The sequence below is a fragment of the Leptolyngbya sp. CALU 1928 genome (genome assembly GCF_056784215.1).
This window is the reverse complement of record NZ_JBXBCE010000019.1, coordinates 120241-145094: the sequence shown is the minus strand read 5'-3', so window position 1 is coordinate 145094 and position 24854 is coordinate 120241. Positions and strand designations below refer to the sequence as shown.

Sequence of the window (24854 nt, the reverse complement as noted above, 5' to 3'; positions counted from 1 at the left end):
CAGGATTTACGATCATGATTAACCTACGCTGCCTTCGAGTTTGAGGGCGAGGAGCTTATCGGCTTCGGCGGCGAATTCCATGGGTAGTTGATTGAAGACATCACGACAGAAACCGCTGATGATCATGGAAACCGCATCCTCCGCAGAAATGCCACGTTGCTTGAAATAGAACAACTGATCTTCCCCAATTTTGGAAGTGGAAGCCTCGTGTTCGACTTTGCCCTTGTCGTTTTGCACCTGAATGTAGGGAAACGTATTTGCCTGGGCATTGTCGCCAATCAACATCGAGTCGCACTGAGAATAGTTGCGCGCGCCTGTTGCCTTGGGATTGATCTTGACCAAGCCGCGATAGCTGTTTTGAGAATTGCCAGCAGAGATGCCCTTGGAAATAATGGTGCTTTTGGTGTTCTTGCCAATGTGAACCATCTTGCTGCCCGTGTCGGCTTGTTGATAGTTGTTGGTCAGCGCCACCGAGTAAAACTCACCCACGGAGTTGTCGCCCACCAGCACACAGCTTGGATATTTCCAGGTAATGGCTGATCCGGTTTCTACTTGAGTCCAGGAGATTTTGGAGTTCACGCCCTGGCATAAGCCGCGCTTAGTAACAAAGTTGAAGATACCGCCTTTGCCCTCTTTGTCTCCGGCGTACCAGTTTTGCACTGTGGAGTATTTGATGTCGGCGTTGTCCATTGCCACCAGTTCCACCACAGCCGCGTGAAGCTGATTGGTGTCATACATGGGGGCGGTGCAGCCTTCTAGATAGCTGACGGAACTACCTTCCTCAGCGACGATCAACGTTCGCTCGAACTGCCCTGAGTCGCCGTTGTTGATGCGAAAATAGGTAGACAATTCCATCGGGCATTTTGTGCCTTTGGGAATGTAGACAAAAGAGCCATCGCTAAAGACGGCTGCATTCAGTGCTGCAAAGTAATTATCGGCAACAGGGACGACGCTGCCGAGATATTTTTTGATGAGTTCAGGATGTTCGTGAACGGCTTCGGAGATGGAACAGAAGATGACCCCGACTTCTCCCAGTTTTTCTTTGAAGGTGGTGGCGATCGAAACGCTATCAAAAATCGCATCTACAGCAACATTACTGAGTCGCTTTTGCTCAGATAAAGAAATACCTAACTTTTCAAAAGTATCCAGTAGTTCGGGATCAACTTCATCCAAGCTCTTTTTCTTCTCGGTTACTTTGGGAGCCGAGTAGTAAATGATGTTTTGGTAATCGATCGCAGGGTAGCCCACCTCTGCCCAATTTGGCTCCGTCATTTTCAGCCATTGGCGATAGGCTTTCAAACGAAACTCCAGCATAAACTCAGGTTCGTTTTTCTTCTTAGAAATTAGACGAACCACGTCTTCACTTAAGCCACGAGGAATCGTATCGGATTCAATGTTGGTGATGAAGCCATACTTATAGGGCTGATTAACCAGATTTTGAACGGATGCAGTCATCGAAGTGTTCTCTCTGAGGGATCGGATGTGGGACTGAAGATTTAGATTGAAGACTGAAGACTTTGCGCTTAATCTATCAATCTTCAATCTGCTATCTAAAATTGTTAGGTCTGATTGGTCACAGCCCGAATTTCGTCAATGGAAATTTCTTGCTGGTCGCCTACAAAAGGATTATCGGCAGTGAGGAAAAGCATACAATGACACTCTTTGCGCTCCCGCATCGGCACGCAGGGGCAGTTCCAGTACACCGCCGCCGCTTCGGCTTCCTTATCTTCATAGTGACGACAAGGGCACAGTGGCGCGCCTAAATCATCTTTATGCTTGGCAAGCCCTTCGATCACAACGGCGGTGACGCTCAGATCGGAGCAAAAATAAGTACCGGTACGCTTGGCATAGGTTTCTGAAAAGTTTCTCATTGCCTCCAAACTTTTTTCGGAAGCTTGGCTAGGTTTCATTTGAGTGTTCATGAGGCAGGCAACACTATAACAAGTGGAATAATGTAACAAATGAATTCTATAATTAAAACAACATCTTTGTTGCTTAACCTTATTGTAAAACACTTTAGAAACACTTTTGTTGCTAAAGTTAGTCTATAGACTGAAATTGTGTTTCTCAGTCTTGACTCTACCCGCGAGAATGACAACCACTCAGCAGCCCTCAACCAAGCAAGATATCCTGCAAACCCTTTTAAAGCAGGGACACGCTACTGCCCAAAACTTGGCTGAATGTTTGCACATCAGTCCTCAAGCGGTGCGTCGTCACTTAAAAGATATGGAAGAGGAAGGGCTGATTGTGCATGAGGCGGTGCAGTCGGGGATGGGTCGCCCTAGTCACGCCTATGGGTTAAGCCAATCTGGGCGCGATCGCTTTCCCGATCGCTCTGACAAGTTTGCCATTTCTTTATTAGACACATTGGCAGAAACGGTAAGCAAAGAGCAGATGAAATCCATTCTGCAAAAACAGTGGGAGCGCAAGGCATTGGAATATCGCGATCGCATGGGGAACGGCTTGCTGAAAGACCGAGTGGAAAAGCTGGCTAAAATTCGCCAAGCAGAAGGCTATATGACAGAGTGCCATTCTATAGATGGGGATGGGTCGGCGGCAGAGGGCGATCGATTTGTGCTGACAGAGCATCACTGCGCCATTTCTCAAATTGCAGAATCGTTTCCCAGCGTGTGTGGGCATGAGCTAGAAATGTTTGCGGTCGCGCTGCAAGACTGCATCGTGGAGCGGACTCACTGGCTAGTCAATGGGGAACACCGCTGTGGCTACCTGATTCAGCCTAAGTAGTGATGATTTGAGCAAGACAATGGCACGCGATCGCATCACAACCTTTGAGTCAAAGCAGGGATTTAAGATTCTTCCCTCTCTTCAAGTGTTAGGTGACTAGTGATTTGAGCATTGAGCAAGCGATTTTCGCAACGTCGATTGCGACGGCGACCTTTTGCAGGAGTGGCTCTTTTAATCGCACGTTTGTCATTCACAATATGATTGAGATCTGGCACATCGTCCCAATCTTGAATATCTTCAGAAGAGGTGCGCTTCGCCATGATGTTGCAGACGGTTAATAGTTCGTCACAATCCCTTAATTTTATCGATGACATAAGACTTTATGCAACCTGGTTCTGATTTTTTAACGCCCAAAAAGTGCGCTGAAGTAGGCAAAGCACTGCTTAGGTGGCACGATAAATTCACGACGCAAGTGACCCTCTACCCTCTATGCGCCGCGATCGCAAGTGTTTAGCCAATCATTTCTGTGAAATGCTGAACGATACTAGAATCGTTGCAGTATCGCCCCAATATTTTATGCCCGACCCTTCCACTCCACCAATCGCCCGTCAAGGTAAAACGACTGAACATACATTGTCTCTGGGCGCTCGCCAGATTCCCTATACGGCAACGGCTGACTGGCAGACGCTCTATGAAAACGAAAAGCCGATCGCTGAGATGTTTCATGTGGCGTATCTGGCAAAAACGGATTCTGCCTCGCGGCGATCGCTCACCTTTGTCTTCAATGGCGGACCTGGCGCTGCTTCTGCCTATCTACACATGGGAGCCTTAGGACCTAAACGCATCTCATTCGGAACCCAGGGCAGTTTGCCCAAACCTCCCGTCCGCCTTGTGGATAACCTGGAAAGCTGGCTGAGCTTTACCGATTTGGTGTTTATCGACCCCATTGGCACTGGATTTAGCCGCAGTCTGCCATCGGATAAAGAACCCTCTGAAAAACCGGGTGAGAAGCTGGAAGGCAAGAACGATAAGCCTAAAGAGGCAGCATTTTGGGACGTGGAGCGCGATTTGAAATCCTTGGGAGAATTCATTCAGGGATTTTTATCACGGCAAAAGCGCTGGCTGTCTCCCATTTTCATTGCCGGGGAAAGCTACGGCGGCTTTCGAGTGGCAAAACTTGCCCGCAAACTGCAACAGGATTTTGGGGTAGGGCTTTCGGGGGCAATCTTGATTTCGCCTGCGTTGGAGTTCAGCTTGTTTGGCGCGAATGATTACAACTTGACGGGCTGGGCAACCCTGATTCCCTCGTTTGCGGCAACAGCAGCGCACCACGATCGCGCTCAGTGGACAGGCAACCCAGGCGATCTCCAAGCTCACATTGCAGCAGCAGAGCAGTTTTCCCGCAAAACTTTCATTCCCATGCTGGCGATGGGCGACACGGTGTCACTAGAAGAACGTCAGAGTACTTATCAACAGCTTGCGGATTTGATTGGCTTGCCTGTCTCGTTTGTAGAAAGACAAGCCGGACGAATCGGGATTGAAGCCTTTGCCAGAGAGCTATTGCGGGATCAGCAAAAAATTGTGGGCTTATACGATGCGGCGATGACGGCGATCGATCCCTTTCCCGATCGCTTGCAGTATGAGGGCTGTGATCCGACGTTAGATGGAGTTGATCGCCTGTTTACGGGGGCAATCAACAGCCATCTGCGAGATACCTTGGGCGTGGAAACCGACTTGACCTATCATCTGCTGAATATTGAAGTGTTTAAAGCTTGGACATTTGATCCCAAGGGCGAGTTAAAACAGGGCTTTGCGGGCGCAGTAGATGATTTGCGGGTGGGGATGACATTGAATCCCTATATGCAGGTGGCGATCAATCACGGCTTTTTTGATCTGGTCACGCCCTATTTCGCTTCAAATCATTTGGCGGATTTGATGAAGCTGAATCCAGAAGTGCGCCCCAATCTAACGCTGAAACATTACCCCGGTGGGCACATGTTTTATACCTGGGAAGCCTCGCGCCAGCAGTGGTTTGCCGAGATGCAAGGCTTTTATCAAACTGCGATCGCCCAGTAGGGGCAGGTTCAGCCAAAATTAAACGGCTCTGCCAAGGCAGCTATGAAACCTGCCCCTACTTTTCTTATAGATCTCCTAGGCTACAAGCTGTTTCACCTTTGCCATGATGCCCACTGGATCGATCCCTTGATGGGGGAACTGCTCCCACAGACCGCCACAGCCTTCTTCATGGGTGCCGAGATAGGCATATTTGGGGGTTAAGCCACGCTCCAGCAACCAGCTACCAAAGCGACTACCCAACCCAGTTTTGCGGTTAAAAGCCTCCACGACGATGACGAAGGGAGACGCGCCGATCTTCGCGATCGCCGCTTCATCCACCACATTCAACGTCGATTTGTTGATCAGCCCCACATCAATCCCTTCTTGCTTCAAACGCTCCACGGCATCCAATGCGCGATATACGGCATCCCCGACTGCAACGATATAGCCAGCGGTGCCTTCCCGAATCACTTCATCCTTACCCGGTGTGAAGGTGTAGCCCTCGCCAAACAGTTCGCCGCCTTCTGCATTTAGCAAAATCGGCGTTTTGGAGCGGGTCGAGAAGATAAACCGCAGACCGGGATCAAAGAAGACCGACTCGACGCAGGCTTTCATTTGGTTAGCATCGGCAGGAAAGTAAAGCTTGGTGTCATAGCCATCATCCAAACCATTGTCGGCAAAGAAGTTGTTGATCCCAAAGTGGCAGGTGTTGTCTGCCATGTCATCGATGCCAGAGTGGGAGAAGTGACAGAGCAGGTTGGATTTGTTCAGCCGCGCCATGGTGATTTCGGAAATGCACATTTCCAAGAAAGCGGCAAAGGTTGCAAAAATGCCTTGCTTACCCTCTTCCATGCCAAATCCAGCGGCAGCAGAAAGGTTTCCCCGCTCCATGATGCCGGAGGGTAGAAAGACTTCAGGATAGGCATCGTGGATTTTTTTCAACCCACAAGAGCCTTCCAGATCACTGTCGATTACTAGCACTTTTTCTTTGCGATCGCTCTCACTCATGCGACTCAGAACCGCAACCACCGCATCCCCAAACACGTTGCGGTTAGAATCCCATTTACTGCCAATGCCCAGGAACTGGTAAGGATTTTTGGGAGTTTCGATGCTTTTGAGGACGGCAACGGCATCGGTATGTCCGCGTTTTTCCAGGAAGGCAATCGCTTTCTCCACCGAAATCACATCATGCCCATGGGTCGAGCCTTCCAGCCCTTCAATCCCAACGCACATGGGACGCTTGTTGATCACCGCCACGGGACCCGGCGTGTTAATCGCTTCGCAAATCCGGCTATACACGCCGTCTATATCTTCGCCATCGCCTTCTAACACTTTCACGCCATGACCTGCTAGAGTCTTGGCGACGGTGAAACCGGGGAGATATTTGGAGGGATGCCCCGCGATCGTCACATCGTTATCGTCAATAATCAGCTTCACGTTCAGGTGTTGCGCCACCGCCAGCCGCGCCGCTTCTGCGTCGTTTCCTTCTTGTTGCGAACCATCGGAACCCAAGCAGAACACCGCTTTACCCGGATTTGCCAACGCCACGCCATTCACATAGGGCCACATGTGACCCAAGCGACCGGAGCTAAATTTCACGCCAGGAGTTAACCCTAGTTCGGGGTGTCCAGGCAATTTGGAATTCGCTTCGCGGTAGTGCATCAGTTGTTCAGCGGGAAGTTCTCCATGCAGCGCCGCCATCAGATATTGAGTGCCGACTCGGTGTCCCGCTTCATCAAAGAAAATCGGCACAACCTGTTCAGCGGCTCCCCGAAACAGCGCATCTAAAATCACCACTTCTGGAACCGTGTCATAGGGACCGCCTGTATGACCGCCCACACCCCGTGCTGCTCCGGTCGCTGTAAAGAAGATGATGGCATCCCGGCACAGTTGAATATTCGCTTTCAATGCCTCCCGCTGGTCATCAGTCAAAGTCGGTTTCGTCGGGTCTAGCGCTATTGACTTATAAGCACCAAGATCAATGGGAAAGCGAACGGATGTGGCTGTCATAATGTGGTTTTTCCTATATAGAGCGGTGGTGGAGAACGGAGCAGGCAAAGTTTTTGGGTAGCCTTGACCCACAAGCAGCGATCGCGACCAAGGCTAGAACTCAATGCTTTAAAGGTAATCGTTCCAATGTTTAGTGTAGTGTTTTGCAGCCCACATTCTGCGACATAACTGCAAATTCACGAAGAGGAGGCAGACGGATAGTAGAGGATTTGCATCAGGGCATTACGATACAAAACTCGTCCGGTGGCATTCAGATGGACACCATCGGTCGTTAAATTCGCTTTGAGTTCTTGCCCTTGATACAACGTTCCTAACCCTTGGTCGGTCATGATCACCTGTTCATCACTGGCGACTGATCGCAGCAGGGCATTGATTTCTTCAACTCGTGCAACAGTACCTGCCAGAAATACTTTGCGGCTGGCAGCTAGAGTGGAATAAAAGACGGGCAGGACAATAATGCGAGTTGCGGTCAGCTTGCGGGCAAGGGCGATCGCTTGCCGCATATTGGCAACAAACCGATCGTTGGTAATGTCATAACAGGCATCGTTCGTACCCATGGCAAAGACGACCTGCTGACAACGAGTTGAGGCTGCTACCAGGTTTTGCATTTGGGGCAATAACGAAACGCTGCTCATCCCGCCGATGGCGAAGTTGAAGGCGCGATCGCCCAAGGTATTGCCCAACGCAGAAGAGATAGAATCTCCAAATAGGCAAACATTGTAAGTCTGCCCTTGAGAAATGCGAGTGCGATACTGCACTTCATCTTGCCACCATTGCTTTGAGATTAAATCATCGGGTTTCGGAGCCACTCCCGCCACAGCTAGCAACTCAGGAACGATCGCCGAAGGGCTGATTTGTAACAATTGCCCCATCTGCCAGCCCACAGACAATGCAATCAGCAACAACAGGGCGTTTACCCCAAGCAACAGCCGCGTTAATGTTCGCCTTACCATGCCTATGTCCCTTGTTTTTTAGAGTGCATTAATTTGTAGAGTGGTTACTAGGTTTCAGGTTTCAGGTTTTAAAGGTGAAGGGGCTTATGGGCATAGGTTTAGGCTCTATTGCTTGTCTTCATTATTCTGGATACTGGCATACAATCCGCGATCGCGTCTCAGGCAAGCGGTTGTCTCAATTCTTGCTTAAATTCCATGACTTTTGCCAATCATCCAATGTCGCCGGAAAAAGCGTGAGAGAGAAGATTCTTCCAGCGTTAGGCAAATGGGGCGACCATGGGGACAAGTGCGGGGATTGCGAGTGTGTTGCCATTGGGTCAACAGGGTTTGCATCTCCAAGTGAGATAACGGTGTGCCATTCCGAATCGCGCTCCGGCAGGCAGTTGCGACTTGGGCGGCTTGCAAGTCCCCCCCAAAGCTTAGTTCTATCAGAGCCTCGGCACAATCCGATCGCGCCGCTAGCAGGGCAGGAGCCGATCGCGCCACCCAGGATTGATCCCCAAAGGATTCCGTCTCTACTCCAATTCGCTGTAATTGTTCCACTTGGGCGCTAGTCAATCCATTCAAAATAATCGGAGTTTCCAGCGGCACTAACTGCCAGCGATCGCACAATTGCTCATACAGCACCCGTTCATGGGCAATGTGTTGTTCAATCAGCCATACTCCCCTGGGATATTCCGCCAAAATATAGGTGTTGTGAACTTGGGCAAGCGCTTTGAGAGTAGTTAGGGGCTGGGAGCTAGCGGGTGGGAATTGATCTTGGTCGCCTTCTACTTCTTTTGATGGTTGCAAGGTGTTCCACACGCCGCCAGTTTCAGCGGTTTTGATTAAGTGTCCAATGCGATCAGAGTAGAGCGTTTCCGGCAGAGTATCAGGATTTAAGCGCAATGTGTGATCGATCGCCGCTGCAATCTGATCCCGCCAGTCATCTAAATGATGCAGGTAGATTTCTGATTTGGCAGGATGACGGTTCCAATCAATCTGCTCTGGAGGCACCTGCAAATGGACAAAGCAAACCGGATAGCGATCGCGGGGTAGGGTTCGCCGAAACGCTGCCAAAATGGTTTGTTCGATTTCTGGCAAGTTTACCAGTCGCCCATTCACCGCAACTCGCACCCAATCTGGACGACGACGATGGCAGCGATCGGGTAAGCCAAGCAGGAGATAGAGAGAAGGTACGGGGTATGGAGTATGGGTTTGGGGTACAGAGTTTTGAGTTTTGAGTTCTGAGGTTCGCCTCCCTCTTGGCTCTTCCCTTTTCCCCGACCCCTGAAACCCGAAACCTGAAACCTGATCCACCTCTTGCAAATCGCTCACCTCAACTTCCCGCAAAAGCTGGGGCAAAATTTGACGAGCAGTTTTGCCAGGAAAGAGAGTGAACCACTCGCGATCGCCCCGCTCCACTTGCCAGGTTACGTGAGGATGGCAGAGGGCGATTTGATGAATCGTAGCTTGCACCGCTTTGAGTTGGTGAGCCACAGAGGGCAAGCCTTGGCGACGAGTCGGCAGGTTGGCAAATAGGTGATTTACGGTGACGATGGTTCCCGGTGCGATCGCCATCGGTTCTATTTCAATGGGCAACCCTTGGGTATCGTAGGTAATCTGCCAGCCCTCACTTTCTTGAACTAAATCGACATCACTAAAAGGAGATCGTAACGCTGGACGGCTCGCGATCTGCAATTGGGCGAACTGTGCCAAACTATGCAATGCTTCACCGCGAAATCCGAGGCTGGTAATGTTGAACAGGTCGTGGCGATCGCGAATTTTGCTGGTACTGTGCGGAATCGCCGCCTGCTGTAAATTTTGGCAACTCATCCCAATTCCGTTATCCGCCACCCGCAACCGCCACTGCTCTGCCCAAACCGACACAGTAATTCGAGTGGCACCACTATCTAAAGCATTTTCCGTCAGTTCACGGACTGCCGCAGCAAGAGAGTCGATCACCTCTCCAGCAGCGATTAAATGAACAACCTCAGTGGGTAATGGATAAATACCAGTCATGACTCCAGTGTAAGTGAGGAGCAAAAAACTGGTTATGAAACACTCACAATCAAGGTTGCTGGCATGAAAAAACTGCCGCTGAGTCAAGCGTAACGAGAGGTTGCCAGTTAATCATCGTATAAGCTGCAACTTTGAAAATTCCAAGAAATGAAACAAGGGGCTTAAGCGCCTTGTTTCTGGAATTCACAGGCACATCAGCTTAATTCTGGTAGCCAACAAATTACAAACCCCGCACCCGTATTATTTCTAGCCAAAACGGTTAAAAATCAGGAAAATTAAAGATTGCAACAATGGGTTCTTCAGAAAAATTTGCTCTAGCCTGAGACTGAGCCTCGAAGGTTTTTTCCTCAACCGTACCCGGTTCGCCTAGGAGTTTTGGCGGACTCTCGTTATAGCTCACCAAGACTCCTCCAGCGTTTCCAGCCCGAACGGTAATCTGCTGTTTCGCTGCCCACGCTTGTTGAGCGCCTTCTGATAGCACGCCCTCAAACTCCGTTTTCCCATCCGCAACAATCCGAATCCATGATTGAGCCTTGAACGCTAAACCAATCCGAACGGGCTTATTAGAGATTACAGCGGTGGAGGGTAGCGCTGTTTTGCCCGCTACTTTGCCAACGACCGCACCCGTCGGTTTTTGGCTAGGTAATGGGGGACCATACAATTCAACCTTTTGGGGGAGTACTTGTCCGGCTCCGGGCTGTTGAGGTAAGTTGGCATAGCGAAGTGCTTGAGGAGAAGATCGGTTCAACACATAAGACAAGCCGCTCACAGCCCCCACAACGAGCAGCATATAAACAAAATATAGATGCAATGGACGTAGCTGCGCCTCCGCAGCCTTACTCCAAGTTGGTTTGGGAGATCTCAGGTCGGATTGAGCCGGAAAGGCGGTGGCTATCTCGGTGCCATCTGCCCCGATCGCATCCGCATATCGGCGAATAAACCCCTGCACATAAACAGGCTCAGGCAGTTGGGTTATATCTGCTTCTTCCATCGCCGTTAAAGTCTTCACGGGAATTAGCGTTGTGGCAGCGATCGCCTCTAGAGACAGCTTTTGCTCTTGTCGAAGGCGGCGCAAATAATCACCAATTTCAGCCAACAATTGCGTTTGTTCTTTATTTAATTGAAGAGTTTTGTCTTTCATGCTCGGCACTCCTCACCCACGCTTAGCGTTCTTTTCGATGTTAAGTCAATTTGGGATCTCAAAAAACAAATCTCAGTGTTCGTCAAAGAGCGATATTGACCGCTTTCAAGCTGGGACTGGCTGGTCGTTTTCAGTCGAATACACCCAATGGCAATCCGGTGCAACGTTTGGACGGGATGCCCTAGTTGTTGTGCGACTCGCCTAATTTGGCGGTTACGTCCTTCTTTCAAAACAATCTCTAATAATGTTCCGCGATCTGGGTGCGATTTCAGGACAGAAATGTCTGCGGGAAGAGTTCTTTGTCCTTCTAACAATACTCCCTGTTGCCATTGCCTTAAAACAGACGCAGACGGATAGCCCTCAACCCAAACTTGGTAAGTTTTGGGAATGTGATGTCGGGGATGGGTCAGATAAAAAGTTAAATCTCCGTCATTGGTGAGCAGCAGTGCCCCGGTAGATTCTGCATCCAAGCGTCCAACTGGATGAATTCCTTGTCCATACCGAAGGTTAGGGGGGAGTAAATCCAAAACAGTCTGTCTTTTTTGGGGATCGTCGCAGGTCGAAACGACAGCCCTCGGTTTGTTCATCAGCAAATAAATGCGTTGTGGACATTCAACCGGGTTGACAACGACACCATCTATAGAGATTTGAACGGCAGTTGGATCAACTTTTTGACCCAGATATGCGATCGCGCCATCTATTTCGACTCGTCCTTGTTGAATCAGTTGCTCAACTTGACGACGGGCAGCAATGCCCCATCGCGAAAGTACTTTTTGAACCCGTTCATCCATGCGTTGGCGTAGCCTTGCGTTTGCAAATTGGGCGTTTATTCTCGCAAATGCCTTTTTCTAAGGCAAGTGATACTAAGACAAGCGATAAGTATTCACACTTAAATAGTACACTGTCACCTTAACAATTCTCAGCATTATAAAGTTCATGATTTTATTTCAACTCTCTAGCACCTGTTTTTAGGGGTAAAAATACCTCTAGCCAAGCTCCGCCAGTTTCAGGATGATTGCTCGCTTTGACTGAACCTTGATGAGCTTCCACAATTTGCCGAACGATCGCTAGACCTAGCCCTGTGCCGCTGTTTGCCTGGAAAAAGTCTTGCTTCCAATTTTTTGCAGAGGGCTGTGTATTCAAGGCTGGGGTTGCGCTACCCGAAAGGGCAGAGGAGGTCAGCGTTCCATTGATTGTGAGTGCTTTCATCCCAGATTGGCGGGTACGAGAGGGATCAACTCGATAGAAGCGATCAAATACTTGAGATAGGGCACCTTCTGGAAAGCCTGAACCTGCATCGATTACTTCTAGATGAACCTGTTGGTTTGTATTATTGACTACACCTGCCTGATTGTCTTGAATCAATGAAACCTGCACTCGAATCTGCTGCTGAGCGGGGCTATATTTGATGCTGTTATCTAATAGATTTAATAAAACTCGGTATAGTCTCGCTTCATCGACTAACACTAAGAGGCGATCGCAGCCCACGTAATCTAACTGGAGTTGCTTTTCTCGCGCCAGGGGTTCTAGGCTCAGCCAAGCTGACTGCACCAAGCGAGGAAGATCAACGGGTTTTAGCGTTAAACGAGCAGAGGGCTGCATTTCAAGCTGGTTAAGGTCAAGCAGGTCTTGAACTAACCCACTGAGGCGAATGGTTTCATTCAACAACCGATCGACCCAATCGCGAGTGGGCGGCTCTAAGCGAGACTGCAACGTTTCAGCCACCAGCCGAATGGATGTTAGGGGAGTTTTTAGCTCATGGGCAACATCCGAAATCCAGCGATCGCGCTGTTGCGTCAGCATCACCACCTGTTCTCGGCTTTCTAAAAACACCCCAACACAGCCATTTGGCATGGGGGTGCCGTGACCTCGCAAAGGACAGGACTGCTTTTGCGCCAGTTTGGCATAGTCGGGATCAACCGGATGAAACACCCATTCGCTCTGACGCGGTTGTTGAGCATGGCGAGTTTCTTCAATCAGGGCATCTAATTCATAGGAGCGCACGAGTTCTAGAAGTAAACGGGGTCTTCCAGAAATATAAGGCTGCATACTCAGCAGTTCACAAGCTTTACTGTTGCAGGACAATAGCTGATTGTCTTCATCCACCTGCAAAAAACCAATAGGTGCGATTTGAACGAGTGTTTGTAGGGTTTGCAACTCGTTTTGCAGCGAAAAATGGGCTTCTTGGTAAGCCGCGATCGCCCGTGTTAGCCGAGAAGTAGAGGAAAACGCCGCGGGGTCATCCGGTCGCCATTTTTGCACAATTCGCCATAGCTTGGCATTGAGCCGCAGCCATCGCCATTCTAAAAGCGCCAGACCTATCAGTAGCCCGATTAAAATCCATAGTTCCATGGCAAACCGATAGAGTGCAGCCAAAACTAACCCCTAAATTAGGGCTATTGTTATTCTAGGTGGCTTATCGATTGCGATCGTGAACCTTAATTAGTAAGTGTCTCCGTTGCAAACACTTTAGCCAAAGCGATAGCCAAACCCACGAACCGTAACTAAATATTCTGGACTGCTGGGATCGCGCTCTAATTTTTCACGTAGCCAGCGAATATGCACATCAACGGTTTTGCTGTCGCCAATGAAGTCAATTCCCCAAATGCGTTCTAGCAGTTGCTCCCGCGACCAAACTCGACGGGGATAGCTCATAAATAATTCCAAAATTTTGAATTCTTTAGGAGAGAAATTAACCTCTTCGCCCCGCACAATGACGCGGCATTCTTGCGGATATAAAATAATCTGATCAAACTTCAGCAGGGGCTGCTCTGGCTCTGCCTGAAAGTGATGATGACGGCGCAGCAACGCTCGACAGCGAGCAATCAGTTCTCTCATGCCAAAGGGTTTAGTGAGATAGTCATCTGCGCCCACTTCTAACCCAACAACGCGATCGGTTTCACCGCCCTTAGCACTGAGCATTAAAATGGGCACATTGTTGCCTTCACGACGCACAATGCGACAGAGATCTAGCCCATTCACGTAGGGCAACATTAAGTCTAGAATGATCACATCAAATTCAGAATTGAATTGCTCTACCGCCAAGTTTTTTCCGGAACGAAGGTCAATCCCATCTTCTTGGTGCAATAAGTCAAGCGCAGCCCGTCCATCTGATGCTGCAACCACGTCGTACCCTTCTTCAGTTAAGGCAAGGGTGATAGTTTCGCGAATGAGTTCTTCATCTTCAACCACTAAAATTCGCCCAATGCGAAGTCCATTTTGAGCTTTGGCTTGGTCAGCGGTCAGCGTAAGCGACATGATGGTGCTGGCTCCTAGTTATCTAAAGAATTCTATCATTAACAGCAGTTTTGGTAAGCGCTGATACTTTCTCAATCAGAGCTTTACTGATTGAAAAGACTAATCGGAGGCAGGTAGTGGAAAAAATGATTGGGAGATACTCTAAAAGTAGTCTGATTTATGAGCGATCGCCCACCGGTTAAGTCACGAAAAAATGACGTATGAGGAAATGTGTCTTGGGCTTTTTGAAAGCCAACCTAGATGGAAAATGAATAGGTAAACATTTTTTATAATGCCTTGTGAGGAAAGGAATGACCGTCATGCCGTGGTTTGTGAAGATCGAGGAAGGGATTGTTAATAAAACACTGTTTGATCAATACGTTCCTGCTCACAAGGAATTTGTCCAAAGGCTGATTGCGAAGGGTCATCAGGCAAAGACGGGCTATTGGGGCTGTCGAGGCGGAGGCATGTTGCTATTTGAAGCTGCTTCTATGGATGAGGCGCAGGCGATCGTCGGGCAAGATCCTTTGGTGGTGAATCAGTGCGTCCATTACAAACTGTATGAATGGCGCATCGTCGTTGAATAAGAGTACTCATTTAAGGCAGTGGGCTTAAGAAGCCGTTTCTGGCAGCGGAATGAATTCTGTTTCTTGGGGTACTTTGGCAAATCGATCTGCCTGCCAGTCTTGCTTTGCCTGTTCAATGCGCTCTGGTCGGCTAGAAACAAAGTTCCACCATTTATGCCGATCGCCCAAGGGTTCACCGCCAACAATAATGCAGCGCGCTTCTGTTTCACAGGTCACTTCAATGGGGGTGTCCGGGGTTAGAATCGCCAACCGATGCGGCTCAAGGAGTTGATCATCAACCTTTAGACCTGCTGTAACGCTGTAAATGGCGCGATCGCTGTACCCATCTGGCACAATAAACTGCGTTCCAGGAGAGAGCTGCACATCCAGATAGACGATCGGGGAGAAGGTTTTGACAGGCGAGGTGTAGCCATAGGCTTGTCCGGCAATCAGCTTGAAAGATACGCCGTTGTCTTGCCAGGTGGGTAAATTGGCAGATGGATAGTGATAGAACGCAGGCTCAGTTTCTTCCTCTTCTTGGGGAAGCGCGACCCAGGTTTGAATGCCATGTAACCTTGCCTCGTGACTCCGAACATCAGCAGGCGTGCGCTCGGAATGGACAATTCCACGACCTGCCGTCATCCAGTTGACCGCCCCAGGATGAATTTCTTGAACGTTGTTTAAACTATCGCGATGCAGCAAGATTCCTTCAAACAAATAGGTGACGGTGGCTAAATTAATATGGGGATGGGGTCTGACATCGACCCCGTGATCGGGCGGAAAGACAGCGGGTCCCAAATGGTCAAAAAAGATAAAGGGTCCAACCATCTGGCGATCGCGGTGAGGAAGGATGCGCCGCACTTCAAAACCACCCAAATCCTTCATTTCCGATTCAATTATTTGAGTAATGCAATTGGGCATAACAGATTAGCTTGCTGATGTCAGCAAGAGTGAGCTATTGCCTCTTATTGTAAACTTGCTAGCTATACAACAGAAATACGTCTGTTACTCCGAACTTAAAACTCCGAACTCCAAACTCAGAGCTTAGAACTCAAAACTCAAAACTCAAAACTCAAAACTCCCCTACAGCGATACCCGCAAGAGGCGTTCTTCAATACCTGCCCAGGTGCGAGGCGAAACCCTGACAGCCGTTTGTTTGCAGCGCACCAGCAGCCAGTTGGCGTAGAGATAGCGATCGAGTTTTCGCAGTTCTTCTGTAGAAAGGCTAATCCAGGTTGGGTTTAGTTTGAGAGTGCTAAACCAGGTGTGAAACACTTGTGTGTGAAAGTCTTGCAGGACGGTTGCCGATTGGCGAATATCGGGCGATCGCAGATTCAATGCTTTTAGCTGCGTCACTAATTGCTGTAGGGTTGTTTCTTGAAATGCCTGTAGCCTGCCCAGTTCATCGGTAAAGGTTTTAGTAAATGTTTTGGTGAGTGCCTGCCCCATGGGACGAGTCGGCTGCGATCGCGTCAGGGCGATCGCCAGCGCACGAGTGGGGATCGCGGATCGAGCGGGGGTGTTGTCTTCGGTATAAGCGGATTCTAAGGTGCGAATATTTGCTAGGGTGCGCGCCAGTTCCAGCGTATTTGCCAGATTGGGATCAAGCACCCGCGCTAGATTCAACGCCCGATGGTTGACCAGCGCTAAAAATAGGGCAGTCGTGCGTTTAGCCGCAGGCGAGAGGCTTCCCCCCGCTCCATTGGTTAAATCCTCAGTCCATTGCAGCAACGCTTTCAGTTTGGGCGTATTGATGAACGTGTTTGCCTGTACTTCCATTGCCAACAGCAGAGCATCCGCGCCACTCCGCATCACTCCCGCCACGAGCAAAAACACTTCTTGCCAACGCTCATGGGTTAAATGCTCTTGCACGAGGGTTTGGGTGAGGTGGTGGTCGTCAATATACTGGGCTGCTAGATACTCCTGCAAGGTTAGGTGAGAAAAAGAGTAGACTTCCTGTGCCCGTTCCACGATGATTCCTTGCTGAATGGCGATCGCCTCCAGCACTGCTTCTCCATCTAAATGCTTGGGTGCATTCAGATTTTCCGCCAGAAAGGTACGAATTTGCTCTACAACCTCGCGCTTCGTAAAAAATAAGCGATTTGCCTCAAAGTGTTTGTAGGCAATCTCTGCCAACATCATCTCTTCCAGCGCAATACTGAGATCTTGGTAAATCGGATCGCGCTGAATTCGTCGTTCCGATGCCCACTTTTTCAACAGCACATCCAACGCTTCTCCATACAGTACCGCTCGATTTTTGGGAAAGGTTTGGGAATCATCAAACACCAAGCACAGCAGGGTGAGGAGGAGGGGCGTGTGAGCGAGTTCCTTGGTGGCAGCATATTCTGGCTGCTGCAATAAATGCCAACAGCGCTGCGCCGTATTCAATTTCACATCTTCTTCCGACTGAAACCATCGGTGAATAAACTGCTTCACCTGCTCGTGGTCAAAGTCTGCCATCGCCACATCGGTAAATCGATAAAAGTTGTTGCGGTAAGCGGCAAGGCGACAGGATGCCACAAACCGATTTTTGTCATATTGATCAACAAAATTTTGAATCTGCTGAATGGCATGGGTCATTTGTTTGGTGGGCACTTCATCCAGCCCATCCAGCAAAATCAGCAGGTTGCCTGCTTCTAGCAGTTTGGTGGTCACAATCTCTGGCGATGGAATGCCGCAAATGCGAAACTCTTGGGCGATCGCTTGCTCAATCGCAATCTCATTCGAGGAAAAATTTTTTAACTCAATCAGCACCGGGATGCACTCATGCACATAGCCATTTTCGAGACTATTGCCCTTTAGCGCTTCCAAGCCCATTTTTCGTAAAAAGGTGGATTTGCCTGCACCTGGACCACCCAATACCATCAAATATTGTTTGTCGTTGGCAACTCGTAGCCCATCGATTTTTTTTGCTTTCTTTTGAAAGCGGCGATCGCCCTGTTCGCGAAATGCCTTTTCTAGATCTTCAATCGAGTCAAATCGGCTAATGCTCTCTCGATCCAAAAATCGTACTGCTGTATAAACTGACTCTAAAGGGACTGGCTCTCGCATTCCCAGCACTTTCATCATGCCGTGACGTTTGGCATAGTTCCAGGCATATTGCTCCGATGCTTTTTGAATAATCTGTGCAGCATCATCGCTGCTTTGTGCTTCTACCCAACTGGCAAATCGGATGCCGCCTTCACATAACACACGGCTACAAATGGAGCCAATGGTTAAGGCTGCCGCCGAGATAAACATCTGCTCTAATGCCATAGGGAGATCATCCGCCGCAAATTATTTGTTCGCTGTAAAACTACTGTAGTCCACAGCCCCGATTGTCCCCACCCGATTTTGAGTGAGGCGATCGCGTTTCATTCATTACTACGGTGGACTGTTTGCAAAATATGCATGGCGCAAAAGATCAGAATCCAGTTAGCCATAATCCCGATTGTTCAGAAAGTCTGATGAATTGGCGGGAATAAGGGAGCTATCATCACAGAAGAACAATCCACATGGGTTGAATTGATGTCGCCTCATGGCAGCCTGTGATTATACCTATTTTGTCTCCGATCTTAGCAATTTCTGAAGGCGCTCCCCTCTTGGGAGATGTTCGCGTTGATATTGCGGTTGTCGTGTTGACCCTGTTGCTATCTGCTTTTTTCTCCGGCTCCGAAACGGTGATTACGGCGCTAGACAACCTCAAACTGCGATCGCTGATTAAAGAACAGGGCGATCCCGATCGACTGTTTACCCTAGTGCTTCACAAGCGGCGACGCTTCATTACCACGCTGCTTGTGGGCAATACCCTGGTTAACAATACCACCGCCATTCTCACGAGCAATCTGTTTACGCTGTGGTTGGGCAATCAGGCGATCGGGATTGCGACCTTTGTCGTCACCTTTTTGACGCTCACTTTCGGCGAAATTGTGCCGAAGTCTTTGGCAATTAATAACGTCATTCCCCTGTTTAGGATCGTGGTGCGCCCAATTTATTGGATGTCGCAGATCTTATCCATGCTTGGGATTATTTGGTTGTTTGAAACCATTACTCAGTCTGCCATTCGCACCTTTCAAGGCGGCGTAGTCCAGGAAGGCGAGTCCGTCAAAGATCTGCAATTAATGATTGAGATTTTGGGCGGTAAAGGTCATCTGGATTTGAACAAACACAACATCTTGAACAAAACCTTCATGCTCGATGAGCTTAGCGCCAGGGATATTGTCAAGCCTCGCGTTGACATGCGAACCATTTCGCGAGAGGCAACCTTGCAAGAGTTGATTGATCTTTGCCTGGAAACTGGCTATTCACGGGTGCCAGTGCAGGAAGAGTCGAAGGATGAAATTGTGGGGGTTGTCAACCTAAAACGGGCACTGCAACAGCTAAATATTCGCCGCAAGGAAGGGCAGCAAGATGGATTGGTGACGGAGGCAATGGACCCACCGGTTTATGTGCCCGATACCAAGCGCTTGACCGATTTACTGAAGGAGATGCTGCAAGGGCGGTTGCACATTGCGATCGTGGTGGATGAATATGGCGGGACAGTAGGACTAGTCACTTTAGAAGATATTTTGGAAGAATTGGTGGGTGAAATTTACGATGAAAGCGACTATCCCAATCGGGGCGCTTCCCGCAATGTTATGGTTGGTAGCCGATTGGGTAAGGGAAGACGGTAGGAAAAAGTTTTGAGTTTTAAATTTCACTCCCCTGTTTCCTCACCCTTCTGCCCTGACACTTGACACCCGGCACCTGGCACCCGACCCTTTAAGTTTTGAGTGATTATGTGTGGATATCGCGACAGAATTGATTCACTACTTGGTCAAGCTGAACGGCGCGGGATGCTTTGAAGAGTAAGCGATCGCCCCTCTTAGCGAGTCCTTTCAACCGTTCAACCAGTTGTAACGGGCTGGTAAAGCATTCAGTCGGAATTCCCGCAGCACCGGCTTTCATGGCAGCAGCTTCAAGCGGATCGGCGAGGATCAGCAGGTAATCAACTTGGAGTTGTTGAGCCGTCAACCCAACTCGTTGATGAAACTCTAGCGATCGCTCCCCCAATTCTTTCATGGTGCCCAGAACGGCAATATGTCGTTTACCAGGGGTTTGCATCAGTAAGTCCAGCGATGCCAGCATGGATTCTAGCCCCGCATTGTAGGTTTCATCCAAAACTACAACATCATTGGGCAAGTCATAGCGTTTTGCGCGTCCACTGGGAAGCTCTACAGTGATTCCTGGGGTAAGCGGCGACCAGTCTAAACCCAAGACTTTAGCCACGGTTAAGGCTGCCAGATAATTCAGGGCATTGTGGCGACCCGGCAGAGGCAAGGAGAAATCGATACCATCGACTCGCAGTGTGTTTAGATCGAGCAAGTGCCCATGAACATCTCCCCCTTCTAGCCCAAACGTCAGTGTTTTACCCTGCCAAACGGCGGCGGCGGTTTTGAGGAGTAAAGGATTGTCATGGTTGAGAATGGCGATGCTGCTAGGAGAAAGTTCGGCTAGAAGTTCGCATTTTGCCTCGGCGATCGCTTCTTCTGATCCCAACCGTTCAATGTGGGCGGTGCCAACGTTGGTAATCACGGCAATGTCAGGTTGAGCAATGTTGCACAGTAATGCAATCTCTCCTCGCCCCCGCATTCCCATTTCCACGATTGCATAGTCATGGCTGGCATCCAGTTCCAACAACGTTTTGGGGACTCCAATTTCGTTGTTGTAATTTGCCTGAGTTTTTAAAACTTGGGGTAAGCCAGGGCTGGAATGGCAGAGAACGGCAGCAATTAGCTCTTTGGTCGTGGTTTTGCCCACGGAACCCGTCACCGCAATCACGGGAATGGTGAATTGAGTGCGCCACCAGTGGGCGATCGCTTGATATGCCGCCAAGGTATCCTTGACTTGAATCAGCGGAAATGGGCACTCAGCAAGCGGCACGTCGAAATCTGCGCTTGAAAATTCGCTATCCACAATCGCAGCGATCGCGCCTTTCTCAAACGCAGTAGTCACAAACCGATGCCCATCAAATTGTTCGCCGCGCAGCGCTACAAACGCTTCCCCAGGCTTGATGGAGCGAGTATCGGTGGTGATCCCGGTTGCTAATTTTGTTAGGGCGGCAGCTTCTAACGAATTCAACAAAGTAGCGTTGAGCAAACTAACTAGCTGAGCTAGGGTTGCTTGGCATGGCATAGGGCAACAATCAAAAAAGGTCTAGCTGTTATTGAACGCCTAACCCTTCCCCATTGGCAAGTCTTTAGTCCAAAAAAGTGGAGGGAAGTTTTCTTCTTCCCACAGATCTCACCTCATTTAAGCGGGTTGCCCGATCTTGTAGGAATCATAAACAAGACAGTTTTTCTACGCACTGAAATCTTTTTTCTTTGGTGAGGGCGAACGAATCGACAAAAAAGGCTGATCGGAAAACGATCAGCCTTGTGGTTGATGGAGCGATAAAACACTCCAAGTTCACCCTATTTAGATGGTGCCTTATTTGCTTTCCGTGAAGTCGGCATCAATCACATCTTCCTCAGTACCACTACTGGAAGAACTCGATCCGGCAGCGGGATCATCGGGAGATCCTGCGCCTGGAGCAGCTGCTCCATCTGCTTGCTGGTAGATGCTGGTACCAATGGTGTAGAGGGTCTGCTGAAGTTCGGTGGTGAGGGTTTTGATGCGATCGCTATCGTCTTGGGCGATCGCCTCCCGCAGATCTTTGATCAACCCTTCGACCTTCGTTTTATCTTCAGCGGAAACCTTGTCACCTAGTTCAGCCAGTTGCTTCTCTGCTTGATAAGACAAGGAGTCTGCCTGATTTTTCAGGTCGATTTTTTCGCGGCGCTCTTTGTCGGTAGATGCGTTTTGCTCGGCTTCGCGCACCATCCGCTCGACATCATCCTTGGGTAGCGTGGAAGCCCCAGTGATGCTAATCGATTGCTCTTTGCCGGTGCCCTTATCTTTGGCAGTGACTTGCAAAATCCCGTTGGCATCAATGTCAAAGATCACTTCAATCTGAGGAACGCCACGGGGAGCCGAAGGAATGCCATCTAAGCGGAAGGTTCCCAAGCTCTTGTTGTCGTTCGACATTTCGCGCTCACCTTGCAAAACGTGAATTTCCACGTTGCTTTGACCATCCACCGCCGTTGAAAAGACTTCAGATTTTTTGGTAGGAATGGTGGTGTTGCGGGGAATGATTTTGGTCATGACACCACCTAGGGTTTCTACGCCAAGGGATAGCGGGCTAACGTCGAGCAGCAGAATGTCTTTGACTTCGCCTGCCAACACGCCAGCTTGAATCGCTGCGCCGACTGCAACCACTTCATCGGGGTTCACGGTTTGGTTGGGTTCTTTATCCAACACGCGCTTAACCAATTCCAAAATGGAGGGAATCCGGGTGGAACCGCCCACCATGACGACTTCATCGATGCTTTCTTTGCCCAACTTGGCATCCCGCAAGGAATTTTCTACCGGAATCCGGCAGCGATCGATCAAGTCGGCACAGAGTTCTTCAAATTTGCCACGGGTCAGTGTGGTGTCCAAATGTTTGGGACCATCTTGAGTGGCGGTAATGAAGGGTAGGTTGATTTCTGCTTGGGTGACGCTAGATAGCTCAATCTTGGCTTTTTCTGCGGCTTCAGTCAGGCGCTGTAGAGCCTGTTTGTCTTTGCGGAGGTCGATGCCTTCCGATTTGCGGAACTCGTCAGCTAAGTAGTCTACGATTTTTTTGTCAAAGTCGTCGCCGCCCAAATGAGTGTCGCCGGAAGTCGCCAGCACTTCAAACACGCCGTCGCCCACTTCCAAGATGGATACGTCGAAGGTGCCGCCACCCAAGTCAAACACGAGGATGGTTTCGTTGCTTTTTCTATCTAAACCGTATGCCAGGGAAGCAGCAGTGGGTTCGTTGATAATTCGCAGGACTTCTAAACCAGCGATTTTTCCGGCATCTTTGGTTGCCTGACGCTGGGAGTCATTGAAGTAAGCGGGAACAGTAATTACCGCTTGGGTGACATCTGAGCCTAGGTATTTGCTGGCATCTTCTTTCAGTTTGCGAAGCACTTCAGCGGAAATTTGCTCAGGGGCATACTGTTCACCCTTAGCGGTGCTATCAATCTTGATATTGCCGTTTACGTTTAAAACTTTGTAGGAAACTTCGGTTAGCTCGTTGGCGACTTCATCAAACCGACGACCAATGAAGCGCTTTACCGAATAGAACGTGTTTTCGGGGTTCATGACGGCTTGGCGCTTGGCAATTTGACCGACCAGGCGATCGCCATTTTTTGCAAAAGCAACTACAGAAGGCGTGGTTCGGAAGCCTTCCGCATTTGCAATGACGGTGGGCTTGCCCCCTTCCATCACCGCCACACACGAATTTGTTGTCCCTAGGTCAATTCCGACGACTTTTGCCATTGCTGCTTCCGCTCCATCAACTACTGCGAGAGATTAAAAATATCTGAGGGGCTGTTCACTGCTCACGAGTATCATTCGTAAGAAGACCGGAAATCATCGTTTATTACTCGATTCAGTCCATGGCTCAGCGCTCCTCCTTACATAGTCGTCTCAATTACGCTTTCTGATGAAGGAGTATTTACCGTACCTAGGGGGGCGGTTCGGTTGAGGAGTGAATCAAATAGACTGCTTAAGTTGAAATGGTAAAGGTTTGAACTTCTAATACAGGGACAAGCTTGAGTCCAAATTGGCTTTCAAAACTACTCTTTTTAGTTTCCAGGCTCCATAGCTCTAAAGCGCAATCGTCAGTGGGTTTTGCGGCTTGAAGATGCAGCCGTAGTTCGTGAGCGGTGGGCAAAAACTCACAGGTGATGGTTTGAATTGCTCCAATCTGACGGCGATCGAGGGCAACTGCTAGCCGCAACAAAGGACTTAGTTGATCGACGACGTGTCGATACTTTTTGCTGGTGAGATTGCGATAAGTTTCGTGCTTTTTCTTGGGGTTATTTTTGCGGTGATAGCGCGCCAAGTTTGCGATCGCTTCTATTTCTGTTTCGGTGTAACCCAAAAGTTCGCCATAGCGAATCAAGTAGTAGGAATGCTTATGATGGGCAGAGTGACTGACAAAGTGTCCGCAATTATGCAAAATAGCGGCTGCCCACAGCAGTTCCCGTTCTTCATCTCCCCATTCATGCAAAACTCCTTGAGTTTGATCGAATAGGCTGAGGGCAAACGCTGCCACCCGTTCGCTGTGATCCAAATTCACCCGGTATTTTTGGGCTGTGTTAAGAATGCTACGTTTACGAATGGAGCTTTGGTAGCGCAGCCGATCTTCAATTAGCCCGTGGGTTAGCATCCAATCTACGATCACCCCTTCCCTCAGCGATCGCTGACAGATGGTAATTGCTTCGAGGTTTAGCAGGGTCATTGCCTCTTGCAAAATCAGCGCACCCGCCAAGATGATCTCAGCCCGACGATCGTTGATGCCCGGAATGTGCGATCGCTCTGCAATCGTCATGCGTCGCAAACGCTGGGTCATTTCCTGCAAATCACTCAGCGTAAAGCTGTAGCCTTGGAGTGGCGCGGGCACGATGCCCAAATGCTCCCGTGCGTGCATGATTGCCAGGGTTTCAATCGTGCCAGAAGTGCCAATGAGCCGGGGGATTTCCCCTGGTTTAAGATGGCTGAGCAATTCCTCTGTTGGACGCTCTAACATCCCACGAATATAAGCTTGCAGCGCTTCAATTTCTTTATTGCTAATGGGATCGGTCGTGACATACTCATTGGTTAGCCGAACCGCGCCAATTTTAGTGCTGCTCAAGCTGCGGGGATCATGACCATCACCCAAAATCAGTTCGGTGGAGCCGCCGCCGATGTCGATCGCAATGTGGGGCTTATTATTAAATTCAATGCCCGACAGCACCCCCAAATAAATCCGGCGCGCTTCTTCCACGCCCGAAATTAGGTTGATCCAAAGCCCTAGGTCGGATTCCACTCGCTGCAAAAACTCCCGTCCGTTGGGGGCTTCACGAACTGCACTGGTAGCAACGGCGATAATCTGCTCTGATCCCAAACTTTGAGAAATTTCTTGGCAGCGTTTGAGTGCTTCGATCGCTCGTTGCATAGCCGATTCGGTGAGTTGTCCAGTTCGGTGACATCGTTCACCTAGCCGAACCGTATCTTTTTCACTGGCGATGATAGTAAACGCAGGTAATGTAGGCTGAATGCGAACCACTACCATATGAATGGAATTGGTTCCCACATCAATTGCCGTAAGAATGCGATCGTGTTCCAAAGTCATGC

19 protein-coding genes are annotated in these 24854 nt (G+C 49.4%); 4 read left to right on the top strand and 15 right to left on the bottom strand.

Annotated features, from left to right (window positions below; translation table 11 throughout):
• Nucleotides 1-18 precede the first annotated feature (18 nt).
• Together sufB and AC1S5B_RS25960 are read right to left on the bottom strand one after the other, a co-directional pair.
• Complete coding sequence (gene sufB, locus AC1S5B_RS25965; protein WP_482038557.1) at nucleotides 19-1455, bottom strand: Fe-S cluster assembly protein SufB; 1437 nt, start codon at nucleotides 1453-1455, stop codon at nucleotides 19-21.
• A gap of 104 nt (nucleotides 1456-1559) precedes the next feature.
• Entirely contained in the window at nucleotides 1560-1922 is a 363-nt protein-coding gene (locus AC1S5B_RS25960; protein ID WP_482038556.1) for a ferredoxin-thioredoxin reductase catalytic domain-containing protein, read from the bottom strand.
• A 169-nt stretch (nucleotides 1923-2091) separates the two neighbouring features.
• Here AC1S5B_RS25960 and sufR point away from each other — a divergent pair, with 169 nt between their 5' ends.
• Nucleotides 2092-2745: an iron-sulfur cluster biosynthesis transcriptional regulator SufR gene (gene sufR, locus AC1S5B_RS25955; protein ID WP_482038555.1), complete on the top strand. Its 654-nt coding sequence runs from the start codon at nucleotides 2092-2094 to the stop codon at nucleotides 2743-2745.
• Nucleotides 2746-2807: 62 nt separating this feature from the next.
• Here sufR and AC1S5B_RS25950 read toward each other — a convergent pair whose 3' ends face one another.
• On the bottom strand, nucleotides 2808-3005 hold the full coding sequence (locus AC1S5B_RS25950; protein WP_482038554.1) for a hypothetical protein: 198 nt from the start codon (nucleotides 3003-3005) through the stop codon (nucleotides 2808-2810).
• 211 nt (nucleotides 3006-3216) lie between these two features.
• On the opposite strand from AC1S5B_RS25950, the gene AC1S5B_RS25945 reads away from it, so the two are divergent.
• The gene (locus tag AC1S5B_RS25945; RefSeq protein ID WP_482038553.1) at nucleotides 3217-4761 is read left to right on the top strand and encodes a S10 family peptidase; all 1545 of its coding nucleotides are present in this window, start codon (nucleotides 3217-3219) and stop codon (nucleotides 4759-4761) included.
• 75 nt (nucleotides 4762-4836) lie between these two features.
• On the opposite strand, the gene AC1S5B_RS25940 is transcribed toward AC1S5B_RS25945, so the two are convergent.
• The 7 genes from AC1S5B_RS25940 to AC1S5B_RS25910 all read right to left on the bottom strand — a co-directional run bounded on the left by AC1S5B_RS25940 (nucleotide 4837) and on the right by AC1S5B_RS25910 (nucleotide 14103).
• The gene (locus AC1S5B_RS25940) at nucleotides 4837-6750 is read right to left on the bottom strand and encodes a transketolase C-terminal domain-containing protein (protein ID WP_482038552.1); all 1914 of its coding nucleotides are present in this window, start codon (nucleotides 6748-6750) and stop codon (nucleotides 4837-4839) included.
• A gap of 176 nt (nucleotides 6751-6926) precedes the next feature.
• The gene (locus AC1S5B_RS25935; protein ID WP_482038551.1) at nucleotides 6927-7703 is read right to left on the bottom strand and encodes an SGNH/GDSL hydrolase family protein; all 777 of its coding nucleotides are present in this window, start codon (nucleotides 7701-7703) and stop codon (nucleotides 6927-6929) included.
• 186 nt (nucleotides 7704-7889) lie between these two features.
• Complete coding sequence (gene mutL / locus AC1S5B_RS25930) at nucleotides 7890-9704, bottom strand: DNA mismatch repair endonuclease MutL (protein ID WP_482038550.1); 1815 nt, start codon at nucleotides 9702-9704, stop codon at nucleotides 7890-7892.
• A gap of 259 nt (nucleotides 9705-9963) precedes the next feature.
• Entirely contained in the window at nucleotides 9964-10845 is an 882-nt protein-coding gene (locus tag AC1S5B_RS25925; protein WP_482038549.1) for a helix-turn-helix domain-containing protein, read from the bottom strand.
• On the bottom strand, nucleotides 10842-11636 hold the full coding sequence (locus AC1S5B_RS25920) for a pseudouridine synthase (RefSeq protein ID WP_482038548.1): 795 nt from the start codon (nucleotides 11634-11636) through the stop codon (nucleotides 10842-10844). The genes AC1S5B_RS25925 and AC1S5B_RS25920 overlap by 4 nt, the downstream gene beginning before the upstream one ends.
• Before the next feature lie 151 nt (nucleotides 11637-11787).
• Complete coding sequence (locus AC1S5B_RS25915) at nucleotides 11788-13221, bottom strand: ATP-binding protein (protein ID WP_482038547.1); 1434 nt, start codon at nucleotides 13219-13221, stop codon at nucleotides 11788-11790.
• A 93-nt stretch (nucleotides 13222-13314) separates the two neighbouring features.
• Nucleotides 13315-14103, bottom strand: a complete 789-nt coding sequence (locus AC1S5B_RS25910; RefSeq protein ID WP_482038546.1) for a response regulator transcription factor — start codon at nucleotides 14101-14103, stop codon at nucleotides 13315-13317.
• Between the two features lie 290 nt (nucleotides 14104-14393).
• On the opposite strand from AC1S5B_RS25910, the gene AC1S5B_RS25905 reads away from it, so the two are divergent.
• Nucleotides 14394-14669 carry a YciI family protein gene (locus tag AC1S5B_RS25905; RefSeq protein WP_482038545.1) on the top strand — a complete coding sequence of 92 codons (276 nt, stop codon included), beginning with the start codon at nucleotides 14394-14396 and terminating at the stop codon, nucleotides 14667-14669.
• Nucleotides 14670-14693: 24 nt separating this feature from the next.
• On the opposite strand, the gene AC1S5B_RS25900 is transcribed toward AC1S5B_RS25905, so the two are convergent.
• A complete protein-coding gene (locus tag AC1S5B_RS25900) occupies nucleotides 14694-15569 on the bottom strand; it encodes a pirin family protein (RefSeq protein WP_482038544.1) in 876 nt (291 codons plus the stop codon).
• A 162-nt stretch (nucleotides 15570-15731) separates the two neighbouring features.
• Nucleotides 15732-17903, bottom strand: a complete 2172-nt coding sequence (locus AC1S5B_RS25895) for an NACHT domain-containing protein (protein ID WP_482038543.1) — start codon at nucleotides 17901-17903, stop codon at nucleotides 15732-15734.
• 287 nt (nucleotides 17904-18190) lie between these two features.
• On the opposite strand from AC1S5B_RS25895, the gene AC1S5B_RS25890 reads away from it, so the two are divergent.
• The gene (locus tag AC1S5B_RS25890; protein WP_482038542.1) at nucleotides 18191-19300 is read left to right on the top strand and encodes a hemolysin family protein; all 1110 of its coding nucleotides are present in this window, start codon (nucleotides 18191-18193) and stop codon (nucleotides 19298-19300) included.
• A gap of 103 nt (nucleotides 19301-19403) precedes the next feature.
• Here the strand turns inward: AC1S5B_RS25890 and AC1S5B_RS25885 are convergent, their stop codons facing one another.
• The 3 genes from AC1S5B_RS25885 to AC1S5B_RS25875 form a co-directional block, all read right to left on the bottom strand.
• Nucleotides 19404-20801: a UDP-N-acetylmuramoyl-tripeptide--D-alanyl-D-alanine ligase gene (locus tag AC1S5B_RS25885; RefSeq protein ID WP_482038541.1), complete on the bottom strand. Its 1398-nt coding sequence runs from the start codon at nucleotides 20799-20801 to the stop codon at nucleotides 19404-19406.
• Between the two features lie 294 nt (nucleotides 20802-21095).
• Nucleotides 21096-23012, bottom strand: coding sequence for a molecular chaperone DnaK (dnaK, locus tag AC1S5B_RS25880; RefSeq protein WP_482038540.1), 1917 nt, complete (start codon nucleotides 23010-23012; stop codon nucleotides 21096-21098).
• Nucleotides 23013-23241: 229 nt separating this feature from the next.
• The gene (locus AC1S5B_RS25875) at nucleotides 23242-24852 is read right to left on the bottom strand and encodes a Ppx/GppA phosphatase family protein (RefSeq protein ID WP_482038539.1); all 1611 of its coding nucleotides are present in this window, start codon (nucleotides 24850-24852) and stop codon (nucleotides 23242-23244) included.
• Nucleotides 24853-24854 lie beyond the last annotated feature (2 nt).

Excerpts from the sequence above, each read along its gene's own strand:
- sufB (WP_482038557.1), bottom strand. The coding sequence starts at position 1,455 with ATGACTGCATCCGTTCAAAATCTGGTTAATCAGCCCTATAAGTATGGC.
- AC1S5B_RS25960 (WP_482038556.1), bottom strand. The coding sequence starts at position 1,922 with ATGAACACTCAAATGAAACCTAGCCAAGCTTCCGAAAAAAGTTTGGAG.
- sufR (WP_482038555.1), top strand. The coding sequence starts at position 2,092 with ATGACAACCACTCAGCAGCCCTCAACCAAGCAAGATATCCTGCAAACC.
- AC1S5B_RS25950 (WP_482038554.1), bottom strand. The coding sequence starts at position 3,005 with ATGGCGAAGCGCACCTCTTCTGAAGATATTCAAGATTGGGACGATGTG.
- AC1S5B_RS25945 (WP_482038553.1), top strand. The coding sequence starts at position 3,217 with ATGCTGAACGATACTAGAATCGTTGCAGTATCGCCCCAATATTTTATG.
- AC1S5B_RS25940 (WP_482038552.1), bottom strand. The coding sequence starts at position 6,750 with ATGACAGCCACATCCGTTCGCTTTCCCATTGATCTTGGTGCTTATAAG.
- AC1S5B_RS25935 (WP_482038551.1), bottom strand. The coding sequence starts at position 7,703 with ATGGTAAGGCGAACATTAACGCGGCTGTTGCTTGGGGTAAACGCCCTG.
- mutL (WP_482038550.1), bottom strand. The coding sequence starts at position 9,704 with ATGACTGGTATTTATCCATTACCCACTGAGGTTGTTCATTTAATCGCT.
- AC1S5B_RS25925 (WP_482038549.1), bottom strand. The coding sequence starts at position 10,845 with ATGAAAGACAAAACTCTTCAATTAAATAAAGAACAAACGCAATTGTTG.
- AC1S5B_RS25920 (WP_482038548.1), bottom strand. The coding sequence starts at position 11,636 with ATGGATGAACGGGTTCAAAAAGTACTTTCGCGATGGGGCATTGCTGCC.
- AC1S5B_RS25910 (WP_482038546.1), bottom strand. The coding sequence starts at position 14,103 with ATGTCGCTTACGCTGACCGCTGACCAAGCCAAAGCTCAAAATGGACTT.
- AC1S5B_RS25905 (WP_482038545.1), top strand. The coding sequence starts at position 14,394 with ATGACCGTCATGCCGTGGTTTGTGAAGATCGAGGAAGGGATTGTTAAT.
- AC1S5B_RS25900 (WP_482038544.1), bottom strand. The coding sequence starts at position 15,569 with ATGCCCAATTGCATTACTCAAATAATTGAATCGGAAATGAAGGATTTG.
- AC1S5B_RS25895 (WP_482038543.1), bottom strand. The coding sequence starts at position 17,903 with ATGGCATTAGAGCAGATGTTTATCTCGGCGGCAGCCTTAACCATTGGC.
- AC1S5B_RS25885 (WP_482038541.1), bottom strand. The coding sequence starts at position 20,801 with ATGCCATGCCAAGCAACCCTAGCTCAGCTAGTTAGTTTGCTCAACGCT.
- dnaK (WP_482038540.1), bottom strand. The coding sequence starts at position 23,012 with ATGGCAAAAGTCGTCGGAATTGACCTAGGGACAACAAATTCGTGTGTG.
- AC1S5B_RS25875 (WP_482038539.1), bottom strand. The coding sequence starts at position 24,852 with ATGACTTTGGAACACGATCGCATTCTTACGGCAATTGATGTGGGAACC.